This window comes from Streptomyces sp. NPDC014995 (genome assembly GCF_043080745.1).
GTDB lineage: Bacteria > Actinomycetota > Actinomycetes > Streptomycetales > Streptomycetaceae > Streptomyces.
In genome coordinates this window covers 30,685-50,616 of the sequence record NZ_JBIBVX010000008.1, presented here as the reverse complement: position 1 = coordinate 50,616, position 19,932 = coordinate 30,685, and the positions used below count along the sequence as shown (strand labels likewise).

Below are 19,932 nucleotides of genomic sequence, written 5' to 3'. Positions count from 1 at the left end.
GCGCCGCCCGCGCTGTGATCGGCGCAACCCGGCCCGACGCCCATGGGAGGACGCCACGCGGGGTACTCAGAGCCCGAGAGCACACCCGGCCCCGTACGGCCCCGTACGACCCTGTACGAGTCGTCAGGCACCACCCGGCACGCGGGGGAGCGGACAGCCCCGGCGCACCGGGGCGGCGCACCCACCGGCCGGCGGCACAGGGCACCAGGGACGGACTGCGCGGAGGACCTCATGCGGCGGACGGAACCGGAAGGGCACGGGCCCGTCCGCTACGGGCCGCCGCTCCCCCCGGACGGACTGCCCGTACTGCCCGGCCTCGCCGAGGTGCTCGCCGCGGCGGCCACCCGCGCCGACGGCGAACCGGTCGGCGGCGGCCCCGCCCTCCGGGAGGCCGCCTGCGGCTACTGGGAGCGGCGCGGCACGCCCAGCGGGCCCGAGCGGGTCGTGGCCGGCCCCGGCGCCCCCGCCCTGCTGCTCGCGCTGACCGCCGCCCTCGGCGGCGACGTCCTGGTGCCGAGGCCCTGCGCGGCCTGGTGGGCGCCGTACGCACGCCTGTTGGGAAAACCCGTCTTCCACGTGGCGACGCCCGCCGAGTGCGGCGGCGTCCCCGACCCGTACGCCCTGCTGGAGACCGTGCGCCGGGTCCGCGCCGAGGGCGGGGACCCGCGGCTGCTGGTGCTGTCCGTCGCCGACGACCCCACCGCCACCGTCGCCCCGCCGGAGGCGCTGCACGAGGCCGTGGAGGCCGCCGCCGACGAGGGCCTGCACCTGGTGAGCGACGAGACGTGGCGCGACACCCTGCACGACCCGCACGACACCGTGCTGGTCAGCCCCGCCGAGATGCTGCCCGAGCGGGTCACCGTCGTCAGCGACCTCGCGGGCGCGCTGCTGCCCGCGGGCTGGCCGGCCGCCGTCGCCCGCTTCCCCGCCTCGGCGGCCGGGGACGACCTCCACGCGCGCGTGCTCGACGTCCTCACCGCCCTCGACGCCCGCGTCGCCGCGCCGGTCGCCACGGCCGCCGCCCACGCCCTGACCGAACCCGGGCACGTCACCGCACGCGTGCGGGCCGCCGTACACCTGCACGCGCGCGTGGCCGCCGCCGCGCACGCCGCCGTGGAGGCCGCGGGCGCCCTCGCCCGGCCGCCGCGGGCCGGCCGCCACCTGTACGTGGACCTCGCACCGCTGCGCACCGAGCTGTCCGCGCAGGGCGTCGGCGACGCGCAGGACCTGGAGGACCTCCTCACCGCCCGGCTCGGCATGCCCGCGCCGGGCGGCCACCGCTTCGGCGACGACCTCGGGGCGCTGCGCGTCCGCCTGTCCACCGGCACCCTGCTGGGCGGCACGGACGCACAGCGCACGGAATGCCTCACGTCACCCACTCCGTTGGAACTGCCACACGTGCAACGCGCGTTGATCCTTCTGAGGTCGGTCCTCGACGATCTCCGTGACGACGCTCAGCGATGGGAGCCTCCTCGATGACGCAGCAGTCCGAGTCGACCACCACCACCAGTGCGCCCGTGCGGGAGAGCGGCGCCGCGGCGGCCGTGTCCCCCCTGGCGTCCCCCGTACCGCCGCTCGCCGCGCCCCGCCCGCTGGGGGAGCGGCGGGTGTGGCCGCGCACCTTCCACGACCGGTTGACCGCTCCGCTGCCCGGCCTGAAGTCCATGGCCCGCTTCGCCCGCGAGGGCTCCGTACGGCCCGGCAAGGAGGGCCTCGCCGACATCGCGCGGCTGCCCGTCGAACCCGGCCCGCTGCCCGCGGTGGACGCCCGCACCGTCGCCGTCACCTGGGCCGGACACGCCAGTTGGGTGGTGCGCGTCGGCGGCCTGACCGTCCTGACCGACCCGGTCTGGTCCCGCCGCATCCTCGGCACCCCGGCCCGCATCACCCCCGTCGGCGTCCCCTGGGAGGCGCTGCCGCCCGTCGACGCGGTCGTCATCAGCCACAACCACTACGACCACCTGGACGCCCCCACACTGCGCAGGCTCCCGCGCGACACGCCCGTGTTCGTGCCGGCCGGGCTCGGCCGCTGGTTCCAGCGCCGCCGCTTCACCCGCGTCACCGAACTCGACTGGTGGGAGGCGGCCGAACTCTCCGGCGTGCGCTTCGACTTCGTGCCCGCCCACCACTGGTCCAAGCGCAGCCTCACCGACACCTGCCGCACCCTGTGGGGCGGCTGGGTGCTCACCGACCCCGACGGGCAGCGCGTGTACTTCGCGGGCGACACGGGCTACGGCCACTGGTTCGCCCGCATCGGACAGCGCTACCCGGGGATCGACCTGGCCCTGCTGCCCATCGGCGCCTACGACCCCCGCTGGTGGCTCAGCGACGTCCACTGCGACCCGGAGGAGGCGGTGCGGGCGGCCCAGGACCTGGGGGCGCGCCGCATGGCGCCCATGCACTGGGGCACCTTCGTCCTGTCCGCCGAGCCCGTCCTCGAACCGCTCACCCGGGTACGGGCCGCCTGGGAGCAGGCGGGACGCGACCGCGAGGACCTGTGGGACCTGCCGGTGGGAGGCTCACGGATCCTGGAGTAGACGACGCACCCGGGTCAGGCGGCCCCGGCCCCGCGCACCCGACGCCACACGCTCGGGGCCGCGCTGATCACCAAGGTCAGCGCGACCGCGGCGACCACGCCCTCCCACGGCTCGGGGAACAGCGAGCCGCCCAGGATCCCGATCAGCTGGTAGGTCACCGCCCAGGCCAGACAGGCCGGCAGGTTGCCCCGCGCGAAGCGGCGCATCGGCCACTTCGCCATCAGGCACGCCAGCATCACCGGTATCCGGCCCGCCGGCACCAGCCGGGACAGCACCAGCACCGCCGTGCCGTGACCGGCGAGCTTCGCCTGCGCCTGCGCCAGCCGCTCCTCCGGCGCCCGCGACCGGATCGCCTCCAGCCAGCGCGAGCCGTTCCTCGACCGCATGCCGCGCCGCCCCAGCCAGTACAGCGCCACATCCCCGAGGAACGCCGCCAGCGACGCCGTCACGAACACCAGCACCAGCGCGAACGGCGCCGTCTGGTGGAAGGCGACCACCGCCGCCGAACTCACCAGCGCCCCGGTCGGCACCACCGGCACCAGCGCCCCGATCAGCACCAGCAGGAACAGCGACGGATAGCCGATCGCCTGCTGCGTGGACTCCGTCGGCAGCAGCACCGTCGTGACCGTCGCGGACAGCGGCGTCACCGCGCGGCCCCCAGGAGCACGCTCTCCCCGTGCCCCAGCCGGTGCACCGCCACCTCCGGCGCCCGCTCGGCCGCCAGGCGCACGAACTCCTCGCCCGGCGCGTGGAATTCATGGGGGCGCACGGCGTCCATCCCGATCGGCCAGTACGTGCCGTAGTGCACCGGCACCGCGCTGCGCGGCGCCAGCCGGACCAGCGCCTCCACCGCCCGCCCCGCGTCCAGGTGCCCCTCACCGAGGTACGGCCCCCAGCCGCCCACCGGCAGCAACGCCACGTCGACCGGCCCGACCTCCTTGGCCATGTCCTCGAACAGGCCGGTGTCCCCGGCGAAGTACGTCCGCGCCTCGCCCTCGACGACGTACCCGAGCGCGGGGGAGCGCTGCGGCCCGAACGGCAGCCGCCGCCCGTCGTGCCGCGCGGGCACGGCCCGTATCCGCACGCCGCCGACGCCGGTCTCGTCGCCGGGCTCCATCTCGGTCAGCCGCAGGTGGGTGAGGCGGCGCAGCCCCGGCACGGCGCGCGGCGCGCTGCGGGGCACCAGCAGGCGCGTGCCCGGCGCGAGGCGCGCCAGCGAGGGCAGGTGCAGATGATCGGCGTGCAGGTGCGACACGAGCGCCACGTCCGCGCGCCGGGCGCCGGGCGGGGGCAGCGCGCCCCGGCGGCGGCGCAGATGCGCGAGCCTGCGGGCGAACAGGGGATCGGTGAGGACACGGACGTCCGAATCCTCGACCGTGCAGGTGGCGTGACCCCACCAGGTGACCTCCACCGGCACCTCTTTGCCTCCTTCGCGCGACTCCCCCGAAGCCTACGGGCAGGAGTAGGGTCGGCGGCGAAACCCGGAGGTGAGGGGGACGCCATGGGACCGGTGAGGGTCACGGCGATCGCGAGTCTGACGCCGCTGGAAGAACTGGACGCCGATCCCTTCCTGGTGGACTCCCGCAGCCAGCACGCGATGTGCGCGCGCTGGGCCGCGGAACGCGGCTACGTCGTCAGCCGCGAACTGCTCGTGCGCGGACTGCGCGCCGACCACGACGTGCTGTGGGACGGCGTCAGACCCGGCGTCGACCTGTTCGTCGCGCCCAGCCGGCGGGTGCTGGAGAGCGCGCTGTCCTGCGTCGAGGAGTTCACGGCGGAGTGCGCGCGGCGCGGGGTGCGCGTCGAGACGGTGGGCTTCGCCGAACCCGCCTACGACGCGCAGATGAAGGCCCGCGTACACCGACGCCTGTCGATGCCGACGGCCGGCTACGACGGCAGATGAACACCGGCCCCGGTGGCGACGGCAGGCGGACACCGGCCCCGGTGACGTCGGAAGGCGGACACCGGCCCTGGTGACGTCGGCAGACGAACACCGGCCCCGGTGGCGACGCCAGATGACGGCGGATGCCCCGGTCCGGGAAGGCGGAAGACCCCGGAGTGACCGTCGGCGCGGTATGACAGGGTGGAGGCGGCCCCCACGGGCGACGGGGCCGGATCGTGAGGTGTGCGGGGCGTGCGTGCAGGGCGTTGGCGGCGGGCCGTCAGTCAGACCGGGCGGAGCGTCGCGGTGTGGGGCGTGTCCACGGTCACGATGCTCGTACTGGCGGGCCTGCTGCCCGACTTCCGGCTCCAGTCGCCCGACGGCGACAGCGCCACCACCATCGCCGTCACCGCGGCCGTCGGCGCCGGCGTGTTCGGCCTGCTGTCCGCCCTCGTCTGGCCCCTCCTGGTCCGCCTGCTGCTGCTCGTACCGGCGCTCGTCCTCGGCCTGCTGGTGTTCTTCCTCAACGGCTCGCTGTTCCTGCTCGCCCTGCGGCTGAACCCCTCCGGGCAGAGCGAGGCGGCCCCCGAGACCGCCGTCATCGTCGCCGCCGTGATGTCCGCGGTCGCCTCCGCGACGGGCGCCGCCCTCGTCGTGCGCGACGACGACGCCTACCGGCGCCGCCTGTACCGCCTCGCCGACCGCCGCCGCCGGGCCGGGCCCGCCTGCCCCGCCACCCCCGGCACCGTCTTCCTCCAGTTCGACGGCGTCGGCCACGACGTCCTCGTCGCCGCCGTCGGCAAGGGACTCATGCCGACGATCGCCCGCTGGCTGGGCCACGGCCCCGCACCGGACCGGCGGCACCCCCACCCCACCCACCGCCTCACCCCCTGGCGCACCGACTGGTCCAGCCAGACCGGCGCCAGCCAGCTCGGCATCCTGCACGGCAGCAACTACGACGTCCCCGCCTTCCGCTGGTACGAGAAGGACAGCCGGGAGGTGATGGTCTGCAACCGCCCCACCAGCGCCGCCGAACTCCAGCGCCGCGCCGTCGAACGCACCGGAGACGGCGGACTGCTCCGCGCCGACGGCGCCAGCCGCGGCAACCTCTTCGGCGGCGGCGCCGACGAACAGGCCCTCGTGCTGTCCATCGCCACCCGGCGGCGCGGCCCCGAAACCCGCTCCCGCGCCGGCTACTTCGCATACTTCTCCGACCCGGCCAACGCCGTCCGCACCGCCCTGTCGTTCGTCGCGGAGGTCGCCCGCGAGATCGGCCAGTCCACCCGCGCCCGCCTGCGCAAGCAGCGCCCGCGCGTCGCCCGGGGCGGCCTCTACCCCTTCATCCGCGCCTTCGCCACCGTCGTCGAACGCGACGTCGTCGTCGCCGCGGTGATGGGCGACATGCTCGCCGGCCGCACCGCCGTCTACGCCGACCTCGTCGCCTACGACGAGGTCGCCCACCACTCCGGTCCGCTCAGCCACGACGCCGAGCAGGTCCTCGCCCGCCTCGACCGGGCCCTCGCGCTCATCGAGAACGTCGCCGAGCACGCCCCCCGGCCGTACCGGGTCGTCGTCCTGTCCGACCACGGCCAGAGCCCCGGCGAAACCTTCCGCGCCCGTTACGGGCTCACCCTCGGCGACCTGGTACGAGCCGGCTGCGGGCTGCCCGTGCCACGCCGCGCCGAGCGCACCCACAGCGGCGCCGAGGCCCGCGCGGCCGTCCGGGCGGCACTGCGCCGCCCCGTCGAGGAGGGCGGCGAGCAGCACCGACCCTCCCGCCGCTCCGAGCCGATCGTGCTCGCCTCCGGCAACCTCGGCCTGATCTCCTTCCCCGACGTGCCGCACCGGATGAGCAAGGAGGAGATCGACGCCCGCCACCCCGCCCTGCTGTCCACCCTCGCCAACCATCCCGGCATCGGCTTCCTCCTCGTCCGCAGCGAGGAACACGGCGGGGTGGTGCTCGGCCCGTACGGCACCCAGATCCCCGTCGACCGGCTCGACGAGGAGCCGGGACCGCTCGCCGGACTCGGCCCGGCAGCGGCCGAGGTGGTCCGCCGCACCCACTCCTTCCCGCACACCGCCGACATCATGGTCAACTCCTTCCACGACCCCGCCGACGGAGAGGTCCTCGCCTTCGAGGAGCAGATCGGCTCCCACGGCGGCCTCGGCGGCGCCCAGGCCGAACCGTTCCTGCTGTCCCCGCTCGCCCTGTCCGCGCCCGTCGCCGACGGCGAGGACCTGACCGGCGCCGAACACGTCCACCGCGTCCTGCGCCGCTGGCTGCGCGAGTCCCGCGGACCCCAGGTGCCGCTGGAGACGGCACAGGAGGAGCGCGCCGCCTGAAATTCGGCTGCGCCCACGGATCCGTACGCCCACACTGTCCGTACCGGTGCCGCGCCCCGACCGCGGCGTCCCGGCGCCGCGGCGACCGCGTGCGCCCCTCCCACCGAACACCCGCAAGGAGCCGCTGCGTTGCAGGCAGCCGTCATGGTCACCCCCGCCCGCATTCCCGAACTGCTGCTCGGCCTCGCCACCGTGCGGCCGGTGTTCCTCTGGGGCGCCCCCGGCATCGGAAAGTCCTCCCTGGTACGGGACTTCGCCGCATCCCTGGGCCTGGAGTGCGTGAGCCTGCTCGGAACCCAGCTCGCCCCCGAGGACCTCATCGGCGTGCCGCAGATCCGCGACGGACGGTCGGTGTTCTGCCCGCCGGAGGCGATCGCCCGCGACGAGCCGTACTGCCTGTTCCTGGACGAACTCAACGCGGCCACCCCGGACGTGCAGAAGGCCTTCTACTCCCTCATCCTCGACCGCCGGATCGGCACCTACGAACTCCCCGAGGGCTCCATCGTCATCGGCGCCGGCAACCGGGCCACCGACAACGCCCTCGCCCGCCCCATCGCCTCCGCGCTCGTCAACCGCCTCACCCACGTCCACCTGGAGGCCTCCGCCAGGGACTGGCTGACCTGGGCGGCGAACAACGGCATCCACCCCTGGATCCTGGACCACCTCACCGACCGCCCCGACCACCTGTGGTCCAAGCCGCCCAAGACCGAGGAACCGTTCTCCACGCCCCGCTCCTGGCACATGCTCTCCGACGCCCTGCACTCCTTCGGCCGCGACCTCGACGAGGACACCCTGAAGGTCCTCGCACACGGCACGCTCACCCCCGCGCACGCCACCGCCTTCTGCGGCTACGTCAAGATCGTGCGCAGCCGGTACGGCATCGAGGCCGTCCTCAAGGGCGACGCCCCCTGGCCGCACCGCGTCGAGGACCGCGACCTGCTCTACTACCTCGCCGAGTCCTTCCGCGGGCGCCTCGTCAAGGAACTGCCCGCCGTCAAGGAGCACATGTCGGCGAACGGCCGGCAGACCGCGTACCGCGCCAAGTCGCTGCTCGTGCAGCTCGCCGAGATCTCCGTCGAGGTCGCCCAGACCGTCATCGCCTCCGACGCCGACGGCAACCCCGTCCTGCCCGCCTGGTTCCTGGTCGAGGCGGCCCGCGACATGCCCCGCCTGGTGGAGGCGCGCCGGTGAGCCGCGGCCGCGGCAGGAAGAAGCGGGACCTGGCCGGGGAGGCGTTCGCCGAAGGCATGCGGCTGGTACGCGCCAACCCGGCGCTGGCCGCCGTCGACTTCGACGTCTGCCGGCACGAGGACTGCACCCTCGCGCCCCGCGACGGCCTCCTCACCGTCCACTCCGACGGCATGGTGCACGCGCATCCGGCCCGGCTAGCCGACCCCGCCCGCTGGGCCTGGTCGCTCGCCCACGCCGCCCTCCACCTCGGGTTCGGCCACGTCCCCGCCGCCAAGGGCGTCCGGACCCAGCCCGACCGGTACGAGCTCGCCGCGCGCTGCGCGGTCGTCAACCGCTTCCTGCTGACCTTCCCCGTCGGCAGCGCCCCGGACCGGCTGCCGCCGACCTATCCCGACGGCGACGAGGAGCAGCTCGCCGACCGCTGGCGGCGCACCGGCCTGCCGGCCGCCTACGAGCACTGCGGCACGGCGGGCCGGGAACCCGACCAGCTGCTCGTGCCGTGGGAGAGCTGGTTCGGCGGGCAACTCCCCGACTGGCAGCTGGCCTTCGCCACCGCCCTCACCCGCACCGTGTCCGCCGCGATGGACATGGCGGGCGGCCGCCGCGACACCCTCGACGGCGAGACGCCCGGCCGGCGCCCCTGGGAGAAGGCGCTGAGCTGGTTCATCTCCTCGTACCCGCTGCTGGGCGGCATCGCGGCAGGCATCAAGCTCGTCGCCGACGCCGAGATCGCCCGCGCGCACGCCATCCAGATCGCCGCCGTGAACCCGGAGGCGGGCGAGATCTACCTCAACCCGCTGCGCCAGCTGGACGACGAGGAATGGCGGTTCGTCCTCGCCCACGAGATGCTGCACGCCGCCCTGCGCCACGGCGACCGCTGCGGCACCCGCGACCCCTACCTCTTCAACGTCGCCTGCGACTACGTCATCAACGGCTGGCTGCGCGAGATGCAGGTCGGCACCATGCCCGAGGGCCTGCTGTACGACCGGGAGCTCGCGGGCCTGTCCGCCGAGGAGGTCTACGACCGCATCGCCGGCGACCTGCGCCGGATGCGCCGCCTGTCCACCCTGCGCGGCAAGGGCACCGGCGACGTCCTCGGCGCCCCGCTCGGCCCGCCCGGCGACCACGTCGACCTCGACGGCTTCTACCGGCGCGGCCTCGCCCAGGGCCTGGACCTGCACCAGCGGCAGGAACGCGGCTTCCTGCCCGGCGGCCTCGTCGAGGAGATCCGCGCCCTCGACCACCCGCCCCTGCCGTGGGACGCCCGACTGGCCCGCTGGTTCGACGAGTTCGTCCCCCGCCCCGAACCGCTGCGCTCCTACGCCCGCCCCTCCCGCCGCCAGGCGTCCACCCCCGACATCCCGCGCGCGGGCCGCGGCTTCCCGCCCGAGGAGATCGCCCGCTGCACCTTCGGCGTCGTCCTGGACACCTCCGGCTCCATGGACCGCACCCTCCTCGGCAAGGCGCTCGGCGCGATCGCCTCCTACGCCGAGGCCCGCGACGTACCGGCCGCCCGGGTCGTCTTCTGCGACGCGGCCCCGCACGACGCGGGCTACCTCCCTCCCACCGAGATCGCCGGCCGGGTCCGCGTCCACGGCCGCGGCGGCACGGTCCTGCAGCCCGGCATCGACCTCCTGCACCGCGCCGACGACTTCCCGCCCGGCGCGCCGGTCCTCGTCATCACCGACGGCTGGTGCGACACCCTGCGGATACGGCGGGAGCACGCGTACCTGGTCCCCCAGGGCCGTCAGCTGCCGTTCACGCCGCGGGGGCCGGTCTTCCGGGTGCGGTGAGAACGGCCGGGCGCAGCCAGGACGTCGCCGACGCGTTCCCCGTCGTTGCCCCGTCCGCTGGGTGCGGGGGGTCCAGGTGTGATCGGATGGGGAGCAGGCACCCGGCAACGGGACCGCCCCCCGCCGTATCAGTCAGTACTCGGAAAGGAATCGTCGTGGCCACCACGCGCTCCGCACACACCGTCTGGGAAGGCAGCCTGCTCGAGGGCAACGGCGTCGTCACCTTCGACACCTCCGGTGCCATCGACCAGCAGCCCGTGACGTGGGCCGCCCGCACCCAGGAGGCGAACGGCAGGACCAGCCCCGAGGAGCTGATCGCGGCCGCCCACTCCAGCTGCTTCTCGATGGCCTTCTCGCACGCCCTCGCCGGTGCCGGCACCCCGCCCACCAAGCTCGTCACCTCGGCCGACGTCACCTTCCAGCCGGGTGAGGGCATCACCGGCATCCACCTGACCGTGGAGGGCACCGTACCCGGCCTCGACCACGACGCGTTCGTCGCCGCCGCCGAGGAGGCCAAGGTCAACTGCCCCGTCAGCCAGGCCCTGAAGGCCGTACCGATCACGCTGTCGGCGAAGCTCGCCTGACCCGGCACGAGATCCGCCCGGAGGTGCGGGCCGTCCACCACGGACGGCCCGCACCTCCTTTTTCGGTGCGAGACGGCCGGGCCTGGTACGACGGGCCGCGGCCCACGCGACCGGACCGGCCCGGGACGACGGAGGGGCGACGGAGGGGCGACGGAGGGGCGACGGAGGACTGGGAGGGACTGGGAGGGACTGGGAGGGACTCGGAGGGATGACGGCGGTGTGCCGGGAGCAGCCGGACACGGAACGGGTTGGTGAGCCGACATCCCCGGGATGCCGACCGACCTGTCGCCGCTCCGGGATCGCGGCGGGCCGGCTGCGGAGGGCGCCCCGGCGCGGCCTCCGGCCGACCGGCGCGTGGACGTGGTGATCACCGACAGGCCCCCGCGGGCGGTGGAACCGCGCGGGGAACCGCATCGCAGGCTTTCGACGGGGCACCGGTCCTCCCGACCGGCGGAACCCGTGCGCCGGGCGCCCGGCGGGGCGCACCGCCGCCACGGAGGAGCGTGGCGCGCGACCCTGGAGTGAGTGGGGGCGCGTACGCCCTCGACCGAGTCGGGCGCACGGCTTTCGACCGAGTGGGGCGCACGCGCTTCGACCGAGTGGGGCCGCGGCCCCATTGACAGGAGCCCGCTCAAGTTTTGTGCTGGAAGTCCGGAAGCGCGGGGCTCCCTGGCGGAAGGGGACAGCGATGGGACGTTCGGTCGGCATCGATCTCGGCACCACGAACTCGGTGGTGGCCGTCCTGGAGGGCGGCGAACCCACGGTCATCGCCAACGCGGAGGGGGCGAGGACCACCCCCTCGGTCGTGGCCTTCGCCAAGAACGGCGAGGTGCTCGTCGGCGAGGTCGCCAAACGGCAGGCCGTGACCAACGTCGACCGCACCGCCCGCTCGGTCAAGCGCCACATGGGCGACGCGCAGTGGCGCTTCCCCGAGCAGGGCGACGTGGACGGCACCCGCTACCGCGCCCAGGAGCTGTCCGCCCGGGTACTGCAGAAGCTGAAGCGGGACGCCGAGTCCTACCTCGGCGAGGACGTCACTGACGCGGTGATCACCGTGCCCGCCTACTTCGACGACGCCCAGCGGCAGGCCACCAAGGAGGCCGGGGAGATCGCCGGCCTGAAGGTGCTGCGGATCATCAACGAGCCCACCGCCGCCGCCCTCGCCTACGGCCTCGACCGCGGCGAGGAGCAGACCGTCCTCGTCTTCGACCTCGGCGGCGGCACCTTCGACGTGTCGCTGCTGGAGATCGGCGACGGCGTCATCGAGGTCAAGGCCACCAACGGCGACACCCACCTCGGCGGCGACGACTGGGACCAGCGGATCGTCGAACACCTGGTGAAGACGTTCAAGGGCCAGTACGGCATCGACCTGAGCAACGACAGGATGGCGCTGCAACGGCTGCGCGAAGGCGCCGAGAGGGCGAAGATCGAACTGTCCAGCTCCTCCGAGACCACGATCAACCTCCCCTACATCACCGCCTCCGCCGAAGGCCCCCTGCACCTCGACGAGAAACTGACGCGCGCCCAGTTCCAGGAGCTGACCGCCGACCTGCTCGACCGCTGCCGGACGCCCTTCCACCAGGCCGTCAAGGACGCCAACATCAAACTCTCCGCGATCGACCACGTCATCCTCGTCGGCGGCTCGACCCGGATGCCCGCGGTGACGGACCTGGTACGGGAGCTGACCGGCAAGGACCCGCACAAGGGCGTCAACCCCGACGAGGTGGTGGCCGTCGGCGCCGTCCTGCAGGCGGGCGTCATCCGCGGCGACGTCAAGGACGTCCTGCTCCTCGACGTCACCCCGCTGTCCCTGGGCATCGAGACCAAGGGCGGCATCATGACGAAGCTCATCGAACGCAACACCACGATCCCCACCCGCCGTTCGGAGATCTTCACCACCGCCACCGACAACCAGCCGTCGGTCGGCATCCAGGTCTACCAGGGCGAACGCGAGATCGCTGCCTACAACAAGAAGCTCGGCGTCTTCGACCTCACGGGCCTTCCGCCGGCGCCGCGCGGGGTCCCGCAGATCGAGGTGGCCTTCGACATCGACGCCAACGGCATCATGCACGTCTCCGCCAAGGACCTGGCGACCGGCCGCGAACAGAAGATGACGGTGACCGGCGGCTCCGCCCTCCCCAAGGAGGACATCGACCGCATGATGCGGGAGGCCGAGCAGTACGCGGAGGAGGACCGCAAGCGCCGGGAGACCGCCGAGACCCGCAACCAGGCCGAACAGCTCGTCTACCAGACCGAGAAGTTCCTCCGCGACGAAGCGGGCGGGGACTCGCGCGTCCCGGCCGACACCAAGGCGGAGGTCGAGTCGGCGATCGCGGAACTGAAGACGCTCCTGGAGCAGAACGCCGACACCGGCGCCCTGCGGGCCGGCGTCGACCGACTCGCCACCGTCAGCCAGCGGATGGGCCAGGCGATGTACGCACAGGCCCAGCAGCAGACCCCGCCGACGGACGACACGGCGGGCGGCGACGCGGGTGGCGGCGGCGCGGGTGGCGGTTCGGCCCGGCAGCAGGACGACGACACGGTCGTCGACGCCGAGATCGTCGACGACGACCACGACCAGGCCAAGGGCGCCTAGCGGAAGCCCGCGGGAACGTCGTCGTGGGCACACGTCGTTGCATGCGGTCTGCGGTCTGCGGTCTGCGGTCTGCGGTCGCCGGTCGGCGGTAAGAGGTGTGGCGCATACCGTGTTCCGGGCGACGCATACGGTGTACCGCAGCCGGTGAGCCGTGCACGGGCGCGGGAACGCACCCGTGCACCGCGCCCGTACGGGTCACCCCGCACCGGCACCCGCACCGGGCGGGCGCCGCGTCAGGGTTTGCGCGCGACCCCCGCGTACACCGGCACGATGCCCTCCGCCTGGAGCGCCACGTCCTGCGGATCCGGTCGCCAGCCGGAGACCGGGATCACGCCCGGGCCCAGCAGCTCCAGCCCCGCGAAGAACCGGGCGAACTCGGCCAGCGTGCGCGGATGGAACGGGGTGCCGCTCCGCCGGAAGTGGTTCGCCGCCTGCTCGATGGCCTCGGGGTTCAGGTCGGGGGTGACCTGGGACAGGATCAGGTAGCTGCCCGGCGCGAGCGCGGACACGTACCGCCGCAGCAGCCCGTACACGTCGTCGCCGGCCGGGTTCTCGCCCAGGTAGTGGGTGAGCGCCACCAGCGACAGGGCGACCGGCCGGCCGAGGTCCAGGGAGCCGGCCGCCCGGCTCAGCAGGCCGTCGACGTCGCGGACGTCGGCGTGCACGTACTGCGTGGAGCCCTCGGGTGAGCCGTGCAGCAGGGCCTCCGCGTGCCGCAGCACGATCGGGTCGTTGTCCGCGTACACGACCCTCGACTCCGGGGCGACGGCCTGCGCGACCTGGTGCAGGTTGGGCTCGGTGGGGATACCGGTGCCGATGTCCAGGAACTGGCGTACCCCGGCCTCGGCGACGGTCCGCACGGCCCGCTGCATGAACCGGCGGTTGGCGCGCGCCCCGCGCAGCACCGTGCCGTCCACGGCGAGGATCCTGCGGGCCAGTTCCTCGTCCACGGGGTAGTTGTCCTTGCCGCCCAGCCACCAGTCGTACACGCGCGCCGGGTGCGGCCTGCTGGTGTCGATGCGGACGGGCGTTTCGGACTCGGATCCGGTCATGCGGGTCTTCTCCCGGGTTGGTGACGGACGGGGCTTGCGGTCACGTGGGCCCTGCGGTGACGGCCGGTGCGGTGCGGTGCGGTGCGGTCTGGTGTGGTCTGGTGCAGTGCTGCTGCGCGGAGCGTCGTGGCGGTGGAGCCGTGGGGGTGCCGGGTTCAGGTGACGGGCTGTGCTCAGAAGGCCGCGCGGATGTCCCGCAGGAGCTTCCTGGTGCGCTGCGCCGACGCGGCGTGCGTCGTCAGATGGTCGAGGACCTCCAGATGCGCGGAGACCTCCTTGCGCGAGTCGAGGTACAGGGCGCCGGACAGGTACTCGGTGACGACCATGTCGGGCAACTCGGGCTCGGCGAACCGGAACAGCGAGAACGGCGCGTACGTCCCCGGATGCGGACCGGACGCGAACTCGGCGACCTGCAAGGTGATCCGGTCCCGTTCGGCGAACTCCAGGAGCCTGTCGAGCTGGTCGTACATCACCGTGGCGTCGACGCTGACCGGGCGGCGCAGCACCGTCTCGTCCATCACCACCCACAGATGGGGCGGGTTCGGCCCGTCCAGCAGCCGCTGTCGGGCCATGCGCAGCGACACATGCCCCTCGATCGTCTCCGGGCTCGACTGCCCGACCGTCCCGGCCTCCAGTACGGCCCGCGCGTACGCCTCGGTCTGCAACAGCCCCGGCACGAAGTGCGGTTCGTAGGAGCGGATCATCCGCGCCGCGCCCTCCAGGCTCACGTACAGGCTGAACCACTCCGGCAGCACGTCGTGGAACCGCTGCCACCAGCCCGGCCGGTTCGCGTCCTCGGCGAGCGTGACGAACGCCGAGGTCTCCTCCTCGGACACCCCGTACGTCTCCAACAGCACCTGTACGTAGGGAATCTTCAGCGCGACCTCGGCCGTCTCCATGCGCCGTACGGTCGCCGGGGCCACGCGCAGCGCGCGGGCCGCCTCCTCGCGGCCGAGGCCGGCCGCCTCGCGCAGCTCCTGAAGCCGCCTGCCGAGTACCACCTGGCCCACCGTGGGCGCGGGCCGCCGCTCACTCACGCCACGTCTCCCCTACGTGTCGAGGCACGCGGGCCAGTGTGTCATGTTCCGGCCGCCGTCTCACAGGGGCGACGGCGAGGTGATCACCACGCAGGAGCCGTGGAGGGTGGGCGGGGGCGCGGCGGAAGCGTGGCGGCGCCACGCCGGGCAGGAGCCGGGCACGAGCCGGCAGGAGCCGGACACGAGCCGGGCAGGCAGGATCCGGGCGCGAGCAGGGCAGGCAGGAGCCGGGCGCGAGCCGGGCATTACCTCATGGGTAATCGACCCGATCCGCCGTGGACGCGATCGTGGAGGCAGCGGGTTCCGGGCCGGCGCACTCCGGCCCGGAACCCGCCGTCCCAGGCCGCATCCCGACCCCGACGGAGGGTGATTCGTCATGTCCGCCACCCAGCCCACCCCGCTCACCGCCCTCGCCCGCACCGCCGAGCCGCACACCGCGCTGCGCCGTTTCCTCGCCCTGGACGCCGTGGTCACCGGCGCCAACGGTCTCGCCTACCTCGCCGCCTCCGGCCCGCTCGGCCGCCTCCTCGGCGTCGACCCGGGCCTGCTGCTCGGACTGGGCGCCTTCCTCGCGGTGTTCGCGGCCGGCGTGGGCCTGCTCTCCTCCCGAGCCCGTCCTGCCGCGCTGCCCGTGCGGGCGGTGGTGGAGGCCAATCTCACCTGGGCGGTGGTCAGTTGCGTCGCCCTCGCCCTGTGGCTGTCGCCGACCGCGGTGGGCGCGGTGTGGACGGTCCTGCAGGCCGTGACGGTGGCCGGGTTCGCGGCGCTCCAGCACCTGGCGCTGAAGGCCTGCCGGGACTGACCGGGCCGTCGGTACGAGCGGGAGGTCAGTCGCTCGGCGAGTGCAGGTACTTGGCCGTCGCGGGGTCGGCCGGGAGCAGCGTCTCGATGGCCAGCTCGGCGACGGTCACGTCCATCGGCGTGTTGAACGTGGCGATCGACGAGATGAACGACAGCGTCCGCCCCTCGTGCTCGATCTGCATCGGCAGCGCGAAGTACGGCACCGGCTCCGCCGGTTCGGCCTCGGACGCGGTCTCCGGCACCGGATAGGCGGCGACCTCGTCGTACAGCTCCCGCAGCGCAGTGGAGCGGTACAGGGCGATCTGCCGTTCCATCTGGGCGAGCAGATGCCCGCGCCACTCCGGCAGGTTGCGGATGCGCGGCGCGAGGCCCTGCGGGTGGAGCGTCAGCCGCATCGCGTTCACCGGCGGACCCAGCAGGAACTCCGGGACGCCGTCCAGCAGCATCATGATCCCGCGGTTCGCCGCCATGACGTCGTACATCGCGTCCACCACCAGCGCCGGGTACGGCTCGTACCCCTGGATCAGGCGCTCCATGCCCGCGCGCAGCGCGTCCAGCGCCGGGTCGTCCAGCGGGGTCTCGCGGTAGTGGGGAGCGTAACCGGCCGCCAGCAGCAGGGCGTTGCGCTCGCGCACCGGGACCTCGAGGTGTTCGGCCAGCCGCAGCACCATCTCCTCGCTGGGCCGGGAGCGGCCGGTCTCGATGAAGCTGATGTGCCGTGCCGAGGAGTCCGCACGCATCGCCAGCTCCAGCTGGCTCACCCGACGCCGCTCCCGCCAGGCCCGCAGCAACGGGCCGACGCCCTGGCCGGAGACGGCGGCGGAGGAGGCGGGGGCGGAAGCGGGCGTGGAGACGGGGGCGGAGGCGGGGGTGCCGGTCGCGACAGTCGTCATGCCCTCGACCGTAGTCGAGGAGCGGGGCCCACCACGAGGCCATTCCCTGGGGCGGCGGCCCGGCAGGCGTGGCCCGCCGGCCGTCCGGGAACGCTCTGACCAGGGCTGCCGAGCCTCTGCTGTGGCAGGCTGGACGGGTACGCGAGACCCAGGAAGGGAGTCGGCCCATGGCCGTCGCACCGCTGTCGCAGAAGGAGATCGAGGACCGGCTCGCGGAGCTGCCCGGCTGGTCCCTCGACGCCGACCGCCTCACCCGCTCCTACCGGCTCGCCTCCCATTTCGCCGCGACCGCCCTGGTCATCCATGTCGCGCAGGTCCAGGAGGAGCTGAACCACCACTCTGAGCTCACCCTCGGCTACACCACGGTGTCCCTCGCCGTGAACACCCACAGCGTGGGCGGCGCCGTCACCGAGCTCGACTTCGAGCTGGCCCGCCGCGTGGAGGAGCTGGCCCCGGGCCACGGGGCACACTGACCCACGCGACGGGGGCACCGGACCGACGGAAACGGGGGGACGCGCGTGCTGGACTACGACAAGGAAGCCGAACGCTACGACGCCTCACGCGGCGGCGAACCGCGTGCCGCCGCCGCCGCGGAGGCCGTCCTGGGGCTGTTGCCGGGCCGGGCGCGCAGCCTGCTCGACGTGGCCTGCGGCACGGGCATCGTCACCCGCAGGCTCGCGGCCGGACGCGACGGCCTCCGGGTGACCGGCGTCGACCTGGCGTCCGCCATGGTCCGCCAGGCCGCCCTGCGCCTGCCCGGCGCCATCGTCCGGGCCGACAGCCGCCGACTTCCCTTCCCGGCGGGGCGGTTCGACGCCGTCAGCAGCGTGTGGCTGCTGCACCTCGCGGACAGCGACGCGGACGTGCGGGCGATCGTCGCCGAGTGCGCCCGCGTCCTGCGGCCCGGCGGCGTCTACGTCACCACGGTCGACAAGGCCGCCGCGCACAACGTCGGCAGCGACATCGACGCCGTGCTCGCCTCCCGGCCACGCCGCGCCGCCCGCGACAAGGCGGCGCTCGTCGCGTCGTACGCCGCCGCGTGCGGCCTCGTCCCCGCCGGACAGTCCGGCTTCCCCGGCCGGGGACAGGGCCGCAGCCCGCGCCGCACCGTCGCCGACCTGCGGCGCGGCTGGTTCGTCACCCTGCCGCCCGGCGAGCCGCTCGCGGAGCGGTTCGCCGAACGGCTGGCCCGGCTGCCCGACCAGGACCGGCCCCGGCCCGACCCCTGGTTCACGCTCCGGGCGTTCCGGAAACCGGAAGCGCCGTCGGGGGTCGCGTGAACTCCATGATCCAGTTGGTCACCCAGGTGTCCCCGCCGTCCACCGAGAACGCCTGCTCCCAGCGGGCCGACGCCTCCGACACCCCCGACCACACGAACCGCACGCGCACCTTTTCGCCCTCGTACGTGTCGTCGCCGTGGAACTCGCCCCGGCCCCCCACGAACGCGCCGACCACGGGCGGGAACAGCCGTCCCGTCGTGCTGGACGACCAGTGCAGCGACCACAACCGCGTCGACGGGTCGAACAGCCGCAGCGTCAGCCCCTTCGAGCCCAGGTGCGGCATGTCGATCTCGTCGATGTTCGCCGCGCCGTCGAACAGCGGCCGGCAGTGGCTCGTACTCGTGAACTCCGGCCCCCAGGGGCTGTCCGGGTCGAGGAAGCCGGCGCGGCGGCGGTGCGCGCCGTGCCAGTCACCGTGCAGGAAGTCGAAGTCGTGCGGTGTGCTCATGAGCGGTCTCCGGTGGTTCCTTCGGGCATCGAATCGGTCAAGTAGGCCTCCAGATCGGGCACTCGCGGTGCCAGCAGGTGCCGCACCCACGCGTCCCGCTCGTGCAGGATCGGCGGCAGCTCCCACACGCAGCCGATCCACGGCTTGTCGGGCGTGATGAAGTGCGCCGGGTCGCGGTCCGGGCAGCCCAGCGCCGGCTGGCCCGCCGCCGCGCCCCGGAAGTGCAGCACGTTGTCCCACACCCAGCTGTACGCGTTCAGGTAGGCGCCGTCGTCACCGCCGCGGTGGAGCACCACGAAGGTGGCCGGCGGCGTCCCGTCCGGCTCGGGCAGCAGCTCCGGCAGGATCGCGTACGCCGCCTTCTCCACCTCGGGCGCGATGCCCGCCGGGTCGGCGGTGACGTGGTAGCGCTTGATCCGCCGCCCGGCCACCTCGATCGGCGGCGGCACGGTCAGCAGTTTCTCCGTGAAGACCATGACGCGACGCTAGGGCCGCTCCACTGACATCCTGTGTCAGTGAAGTCCAGCCGACTCGTCTCGATCCTGCTGCTGCTCCAGACCCGGGGCCGCATGACCGCCGCCCAGCTCGCCGGGGAACTGGAGGTGTCGGTGCGCACGGTCTACCGGGACGTCGAGGCGCTCGGCGCGGCGGGCGTCCCCCTGTACGGCGACGCGGGGCACGCGGGCGGCTACCGGCTCCTGGACGGCTACCGCACCCGGCTCACCGGCCTCACCGCCGACGAGGCCGAGGCCCTCTTCCTGGCGGGCGTCCCCGGCCCCGCCGCCCAGCTGGGACTCGGGCCGGTGCTGGCCGCCGCCCAGCTGAAGGTGCGGGCCGCACTGCCGGCCGAGCTGCGCGCGCACGCCGACCGGATCAGCGGACGCTTCCACCTGGACGCACCGGGCTGGTACACGGAGGTGGCGCAGGCGCCGTATCTGCCGGCGGTCGCCGACGCGGTGTGGAACAACCGTGTACTGGATGTCGTATACCGTCGTTGGCGTACACCTACCGACGTGGAACGCCGGCTGGAGCCGTACGGCCTCGTCCTCAAGGCCGGCCGCTGGTACGTCGTCGCCGGACCCGGCCCGCGCACCTACCGCGTCGACCAGATCCTCCACCTCACCCCCACCAGCGAGGCGTTCGACCGCCCGGACGACTTCGACCTGGCCGCCCACTGGACGGCGTACCAGCGCGACTTCCACGCGCGGCTGTACCGGACGGAGGCGCTGGTACGGCTGGCGCCCGGCGTGACCCTCCCCAGGCCGACCACGATCGAGGGACCTGCGGACGAGCACGGCTGGACGGTGGCCAGGGTCCCCGTCGAGTCGATCGAGCACGCCCACGACGAGTTCCTGCGGCTCGGCGCGGACATCGAGGTGCTCGGACCGCCGGAACTGCGGGACCGCATCGCACGGACCGTGGCCGAACTGGCGGAACGGTACGGCCGCCCACCCGGCAACCCCCCGCGCCCGGGCGGCAACTGACCGGGTGGAAC

Annotated in this window: 19 protein-coding genes; 12 read left to right on the top strand and 7 right to left on the bottom strand. The window is 74.0% G+C overall.

Going from position 1 to position 19,932, the window contains the following annotated elements; genetic code table 11:
- Positions 1–231: 231 nt before the first annotated feature.
- The gene (locus tag ACF1A1_RS17680; RefSeq protein WP_392000786.1) at positions 232–1,479 is read left to right on the top strand and encodes an aminotransferase class I/II-fold pyridoxal phosphate-dependent enzyme; all 1,248 of its coding nucleotides are present in this window, start codon (positions 232–234) and stop codon (positions 1,477–1,479) included.
- Positions 1,476–2,537 carry an MBL fold metallo-hydrolase gene (locus tag ACF1A1_RS17675; RefSeq protein WP_392000784.1) on the top strand — a complete coding sequence of 354 codons (1,062 nt, stop codon included), beginning with the start codon at positions 1,476–1,478 and terminating at the stop codon, positions 2,535–2,537. Before ACF1A1_RS17680 ends, ACF1A1_RS17675 begins: the two co-directional genes overlap by 4 nt.
- Positions 2,538–2,551: 14 nt before the next feature.
- On the opposite strand, the gene ACF1A1_RS17670 is transcribed toward ACF1A1_RS17675, so the two are convergent.
- Positions 2,552–3,184, bottom strand: a complete 633-nt coding sequence (locus tag ACF1A1_RS17670) for a DedA family protein (protein ID WP_392000783.1) — start codon at positions 3,182–3,184, stop codon at positions 2,552–2,554.
- A complete protein-coding gene (locus tag ACF1A1_RS17665) occupies positions 3,181–3,954 on the bottom strand; it encodes an MBL fold metallo-hydrolase (RefSeq protein WP_392000781.1) in 774 nt (257 codons plus the stop codon). The genes ACF1A1_RS17670 and ACF1A1_RS17665 overlap by 4 nt, the downstream gene beginning before the upstream one ends.
- Before the next feature lie 84 nt (positions 3,955–4,038).
- Here ACF1A1_RS17665 and ACF1A1_RS17660 point away from each other — a divergent pair, with 84 nt between their 5' ends.
- From ACF1A1_RS17660 to dnaK, 6 genes are all read left to right on the top strand, one after another.
- Complete coding sequence (locus ACF1A1_RS17660) at positions 4,039–4,440, top strand: hypothetical protein (RefSeq protein ID WP_392000780.1); 402 nt, start codon at positions 4,039–4,041, stop codon at positions 4,438–4,440.
- A gap of 222 nt (positions 4,441–4,662) precedes the next feature.
- The gene (locus ACF1A1_RS17655; protein WP_392000779.1) at positions 4,663–6,762 is read left to right on the top strand and encodes a phage holin family protein; all 2,100 of its coding nucleotides are present in this window, start codon (positions 4,663–4,665) and stop codon (positions 6,760–6,762) included.
- Positions 6,763–6,891: 129 nt separating this feature from the next.
- Positions 6,892–7,953: an ATP-binding protein gene (locus ACF1A1_RS17650; RefSeq protein WP_392000778.1), complete on the top strand. Its 1,062-nt coding sequence runs from the start codon at positions 6,892–6,894 to the stop codon at positions 7,951–7,953.
- 56 nt (positions 7,954–8,009) lie between these two features.
- A complete protein-coding gene (locus ACF1A1_RS17645) occupies positions 8,010–9,746 on the top strand; it encodes a hypothetical protein (RefSeq protein ID WP_392001125.1) in 1,737 nt (578 codons plus the stop codon).
- A gap of 155 nt (positions 9,747–9,901) precedes the next feature.
- Positions 9,902–10,330: an OsmC family protein gene (locus ACF1A1_RS17640; RefSeq protein WP_392000777.1), complete on the top strand. Its 429-nt coding sequence runs from the start codon at positions 9,902–9,904 to the stop codon at positions 10,328–10,330.
- Between the two features lie 688 nt (positions 10,331–11,018).
- On the top strand, positions 11,019–12,926 hold the full coding sequence (dnaK, locus tag ACF1A1_RS17635) for a molecular chaperone DnaK (protein WP_392000775.1): 1,908 nt from the start codon (positions 11,019–11,021) through the stop codon (positions 12,924–12,926).
- Between the two features lie 233 nt (positions 12,927–13,159).
- On the opposite strand, the gene ACF1A1_RS17630 is transcribed toward dnaK, so the two are convergent.
- Together ACF1A1_RS17630 and ACF1A1_RS17625 are read right to left on the bottom strand one after the other, a co-directional pair.
- Positions 13,160–13,978 (bottom strand): SAM-dependent methyltransferase, encoded by an 819-nt coding sequence (locus ACF1A1_RS17630; RefSeq protein ID WP_392000773.1) that lies wholly within the window; start codon positions 13,976–13,978, stop codon positions 13,160–13,162.
- Positions 13,979–14,151: 173 nt separating this feature from the next.
- A complete protein-coding gene (locus ACF1A1_RS17625) occupies positions 14,152–15,015 on the bottom strand; it encodes a helix-turn-helix domain-containing protein (RefSeq protein WP_392000772.1) in 864 nt (287 codons plus the stop codon).
- A 376-nt stretch (positions 15,016–15,391) separates the two neighbouring features.
- On the opposite strand from ACF1A1_RS17625, the gene ACF1A1_RS17620 reads away from it, so the two are divergent.
- Entirely contained in the window at positions 15,392–15,817 is a 426-nt protein-coding gene (locus ACF1A1_RS17620) for a hypothetical protein (RefSeq protein ID WP_392000771.1), read from the top strand.
- A gap of 25 nt (positions 15,818–15,842) precedes the next feature.
- Here the strand turns inward: ACF1A1_RS17620 and ACF1A1_RS17615 are convergent, their stop codons facing one another.
- The gene (locus tag ACF1A1_RS17615) at positions 15,843–16,709 is read right to left on the bottom strand and encodes a helix-turn-helix domain-containing protein (RefSeq protein WP_392000769.1); all 867 of its coding nucleotides are present in this window, start codon (positions 16,707–16,709) and stop codon (positions 15,843–15,845) included.
- Between the two features lie 167 nt (positions 16,710–16,876).
- On the opposite strand from ACF1A1_RS17615, the gene ACF1A1_RS17610 reads away from it, so the two are divergent.
- Complete coding sequence (locus ACF1A1_RS17610; RefSeq protein WP_392000768.1) at positions 16,877–17,182, top strand: 4a-hydroxytetrahydrobiopterin dehydratase; 306 nt, start codon at positions 16,877–16,879, stop codon at positions 17,180–17,182.
- Between the two features lie 45 nt (positions 17,183–17,227).
- Entirely contained in the window at positions 17,228–17,989 is a 762-nt protein-coding gene (locus tag ACF1A1_RS17605) for a class I SAM-dependent methyltransferase (protein ID WP_392000767.1), read from the top strand.
- Here the strand turns inward: ACF1A1_RS17605 and ACF1A1_RS17600 are convergent.
- Positions 17,940–18,437 carry a hypothetical protein gene (locus ACF1A1_RS17600; protein ID WP_392000766.1) on the bottom strand — a complete coding sequence of 166 codons (498 nt, stop codon included), beginning with the start codon at positions 18,435–18,437 and terminating at the stop codon, positions 17,940–17,942. The two genes, ACF1A1_RS17605 and ACF1A1_RS17600, sit on opposite strands and share 50 nt — an antisense overlap.
- The gene (locus tag ACF1A1_RS17595; protein WP_392000764.1) at positions 18,434–18,913 is read right to left on the bottom strand and encodes a hypothetical protein; all 480 of its coding nucleotides are present in this window, start codon (positions 18,911–18,913) and stop codon (positions 18,434–18,436) included. The genes ACF1A1_RS17600 and ACF1A1_RS17595 overlap by 4 nt, the downstream gene beginning before the upstream one ends.
- A 39-nt stretch (positions 18,914–18,952) precedes the next feature.
- Here ACF1A1_RS17595 and ACF1A1_RS17590 point away from each other — a divergent pair, with 39 nt between their 5' ends.
- Positions 18,953–19,921 carry a helix-turn-helix transcriptional regulator gene (locus ACF1A1_RS17590; protein ID WP_392000763.1) on the top strand — a complete coding sequence of 323 codons (969 nt, stop codon included), beginning with the start codon at positions 18,953–18,955 and terminating at the stop codon, positions 19,919–19,921.
- Positions 19,922–19,932: the final 11 nt, after the last annotated feature.

What these genes read in the sequence shown, in the direction of transcription:
- ACF1A1_RS17680 (WP_392000786.1), top strand. Translation starts at nt 232, where the DNA reads ATGCGGCGGACGGAACCGGAAGGGCACGGGCCCGTCCGCTACGGGCCG.
- ACF1A1_RS17675 (WP_392000784.1), top strand. Translation starts at nt 1,476, where the DNA reads ATGACGCAGCAGTCCGAGTCGACCACCACCACCAGTGCGCCCGTGCGG.
- ACF1A1_RS17660 (WP_392000780.1), top strand. Translation starts at nt 4,039, where the DNA reads ATGGGACCGGTGAGGGTCACGGCGATCGCGAGTCTGACGCCGCTGGAA.
- ACF1A1_RS17645 (WP_392001125.1), top strand. Translation starts at nt 8,010, where the DNA reads ATGCGGCTGGTACGCGCCAACCCGGCGCTGGCCGCCGTCGACTTCGAC.
- dnaK (WP_392000775.1), top strand. Translation starts at nt 11,019, where the DNA reads ATGGGACGTTCGGTCGGCATCGATCTCGGCACCACGAACTCGGTGGTG.
- ACF1A1_RS17630 (WP_392000773.1), bottom strand. Translation starts at nt 13,978, where the DNA reads ATGACCGGATCCGAGTCCGAAACGCCCGTCCGCATCGACACCAGCAGG.
- ACF1A1_RS17620 (WP_392000771.1), top strand. Translation starts at nt 15,392, where the DNA reads ATGTCCGCCACCCAGCCCACCCCGCTCACCGCCCTCGCCCGCACCGCC.
- ACF1A1_RS17615 (WP_392000769.1), bottom strand. Translation starts at nt 16,709, where the DNA reads ATGACGACTGTCGCGACCGGCACCCCCGCCTCCGCCCCCGTCTCCACG.
- ACF1A1_RS17610 (WP_392000768.1), top strand. Translation starts at nt 16,877, where the DNA reads ATGGCCGTCGCACCGCTGTCGCAGAAGGAGATCGAGGACCGGCTCGCG.
- ACF1A1_RS17600 (WP_392000766.1), bottom strand. Translation starts at nt 18,437, where the DNA reads ATGAGCACACCGCACGACTTCGACTTCCTGCACGGTGACTGGCACGGC.
- ACF1A1_RS17595 (WP_392000764.1), bottom strand. Translation starts at nt 18,913, where the DNA reads ATGGTCTTCACGGAGAAACTGCTGACCGTGCCGCCGCCGATCGAGGTG.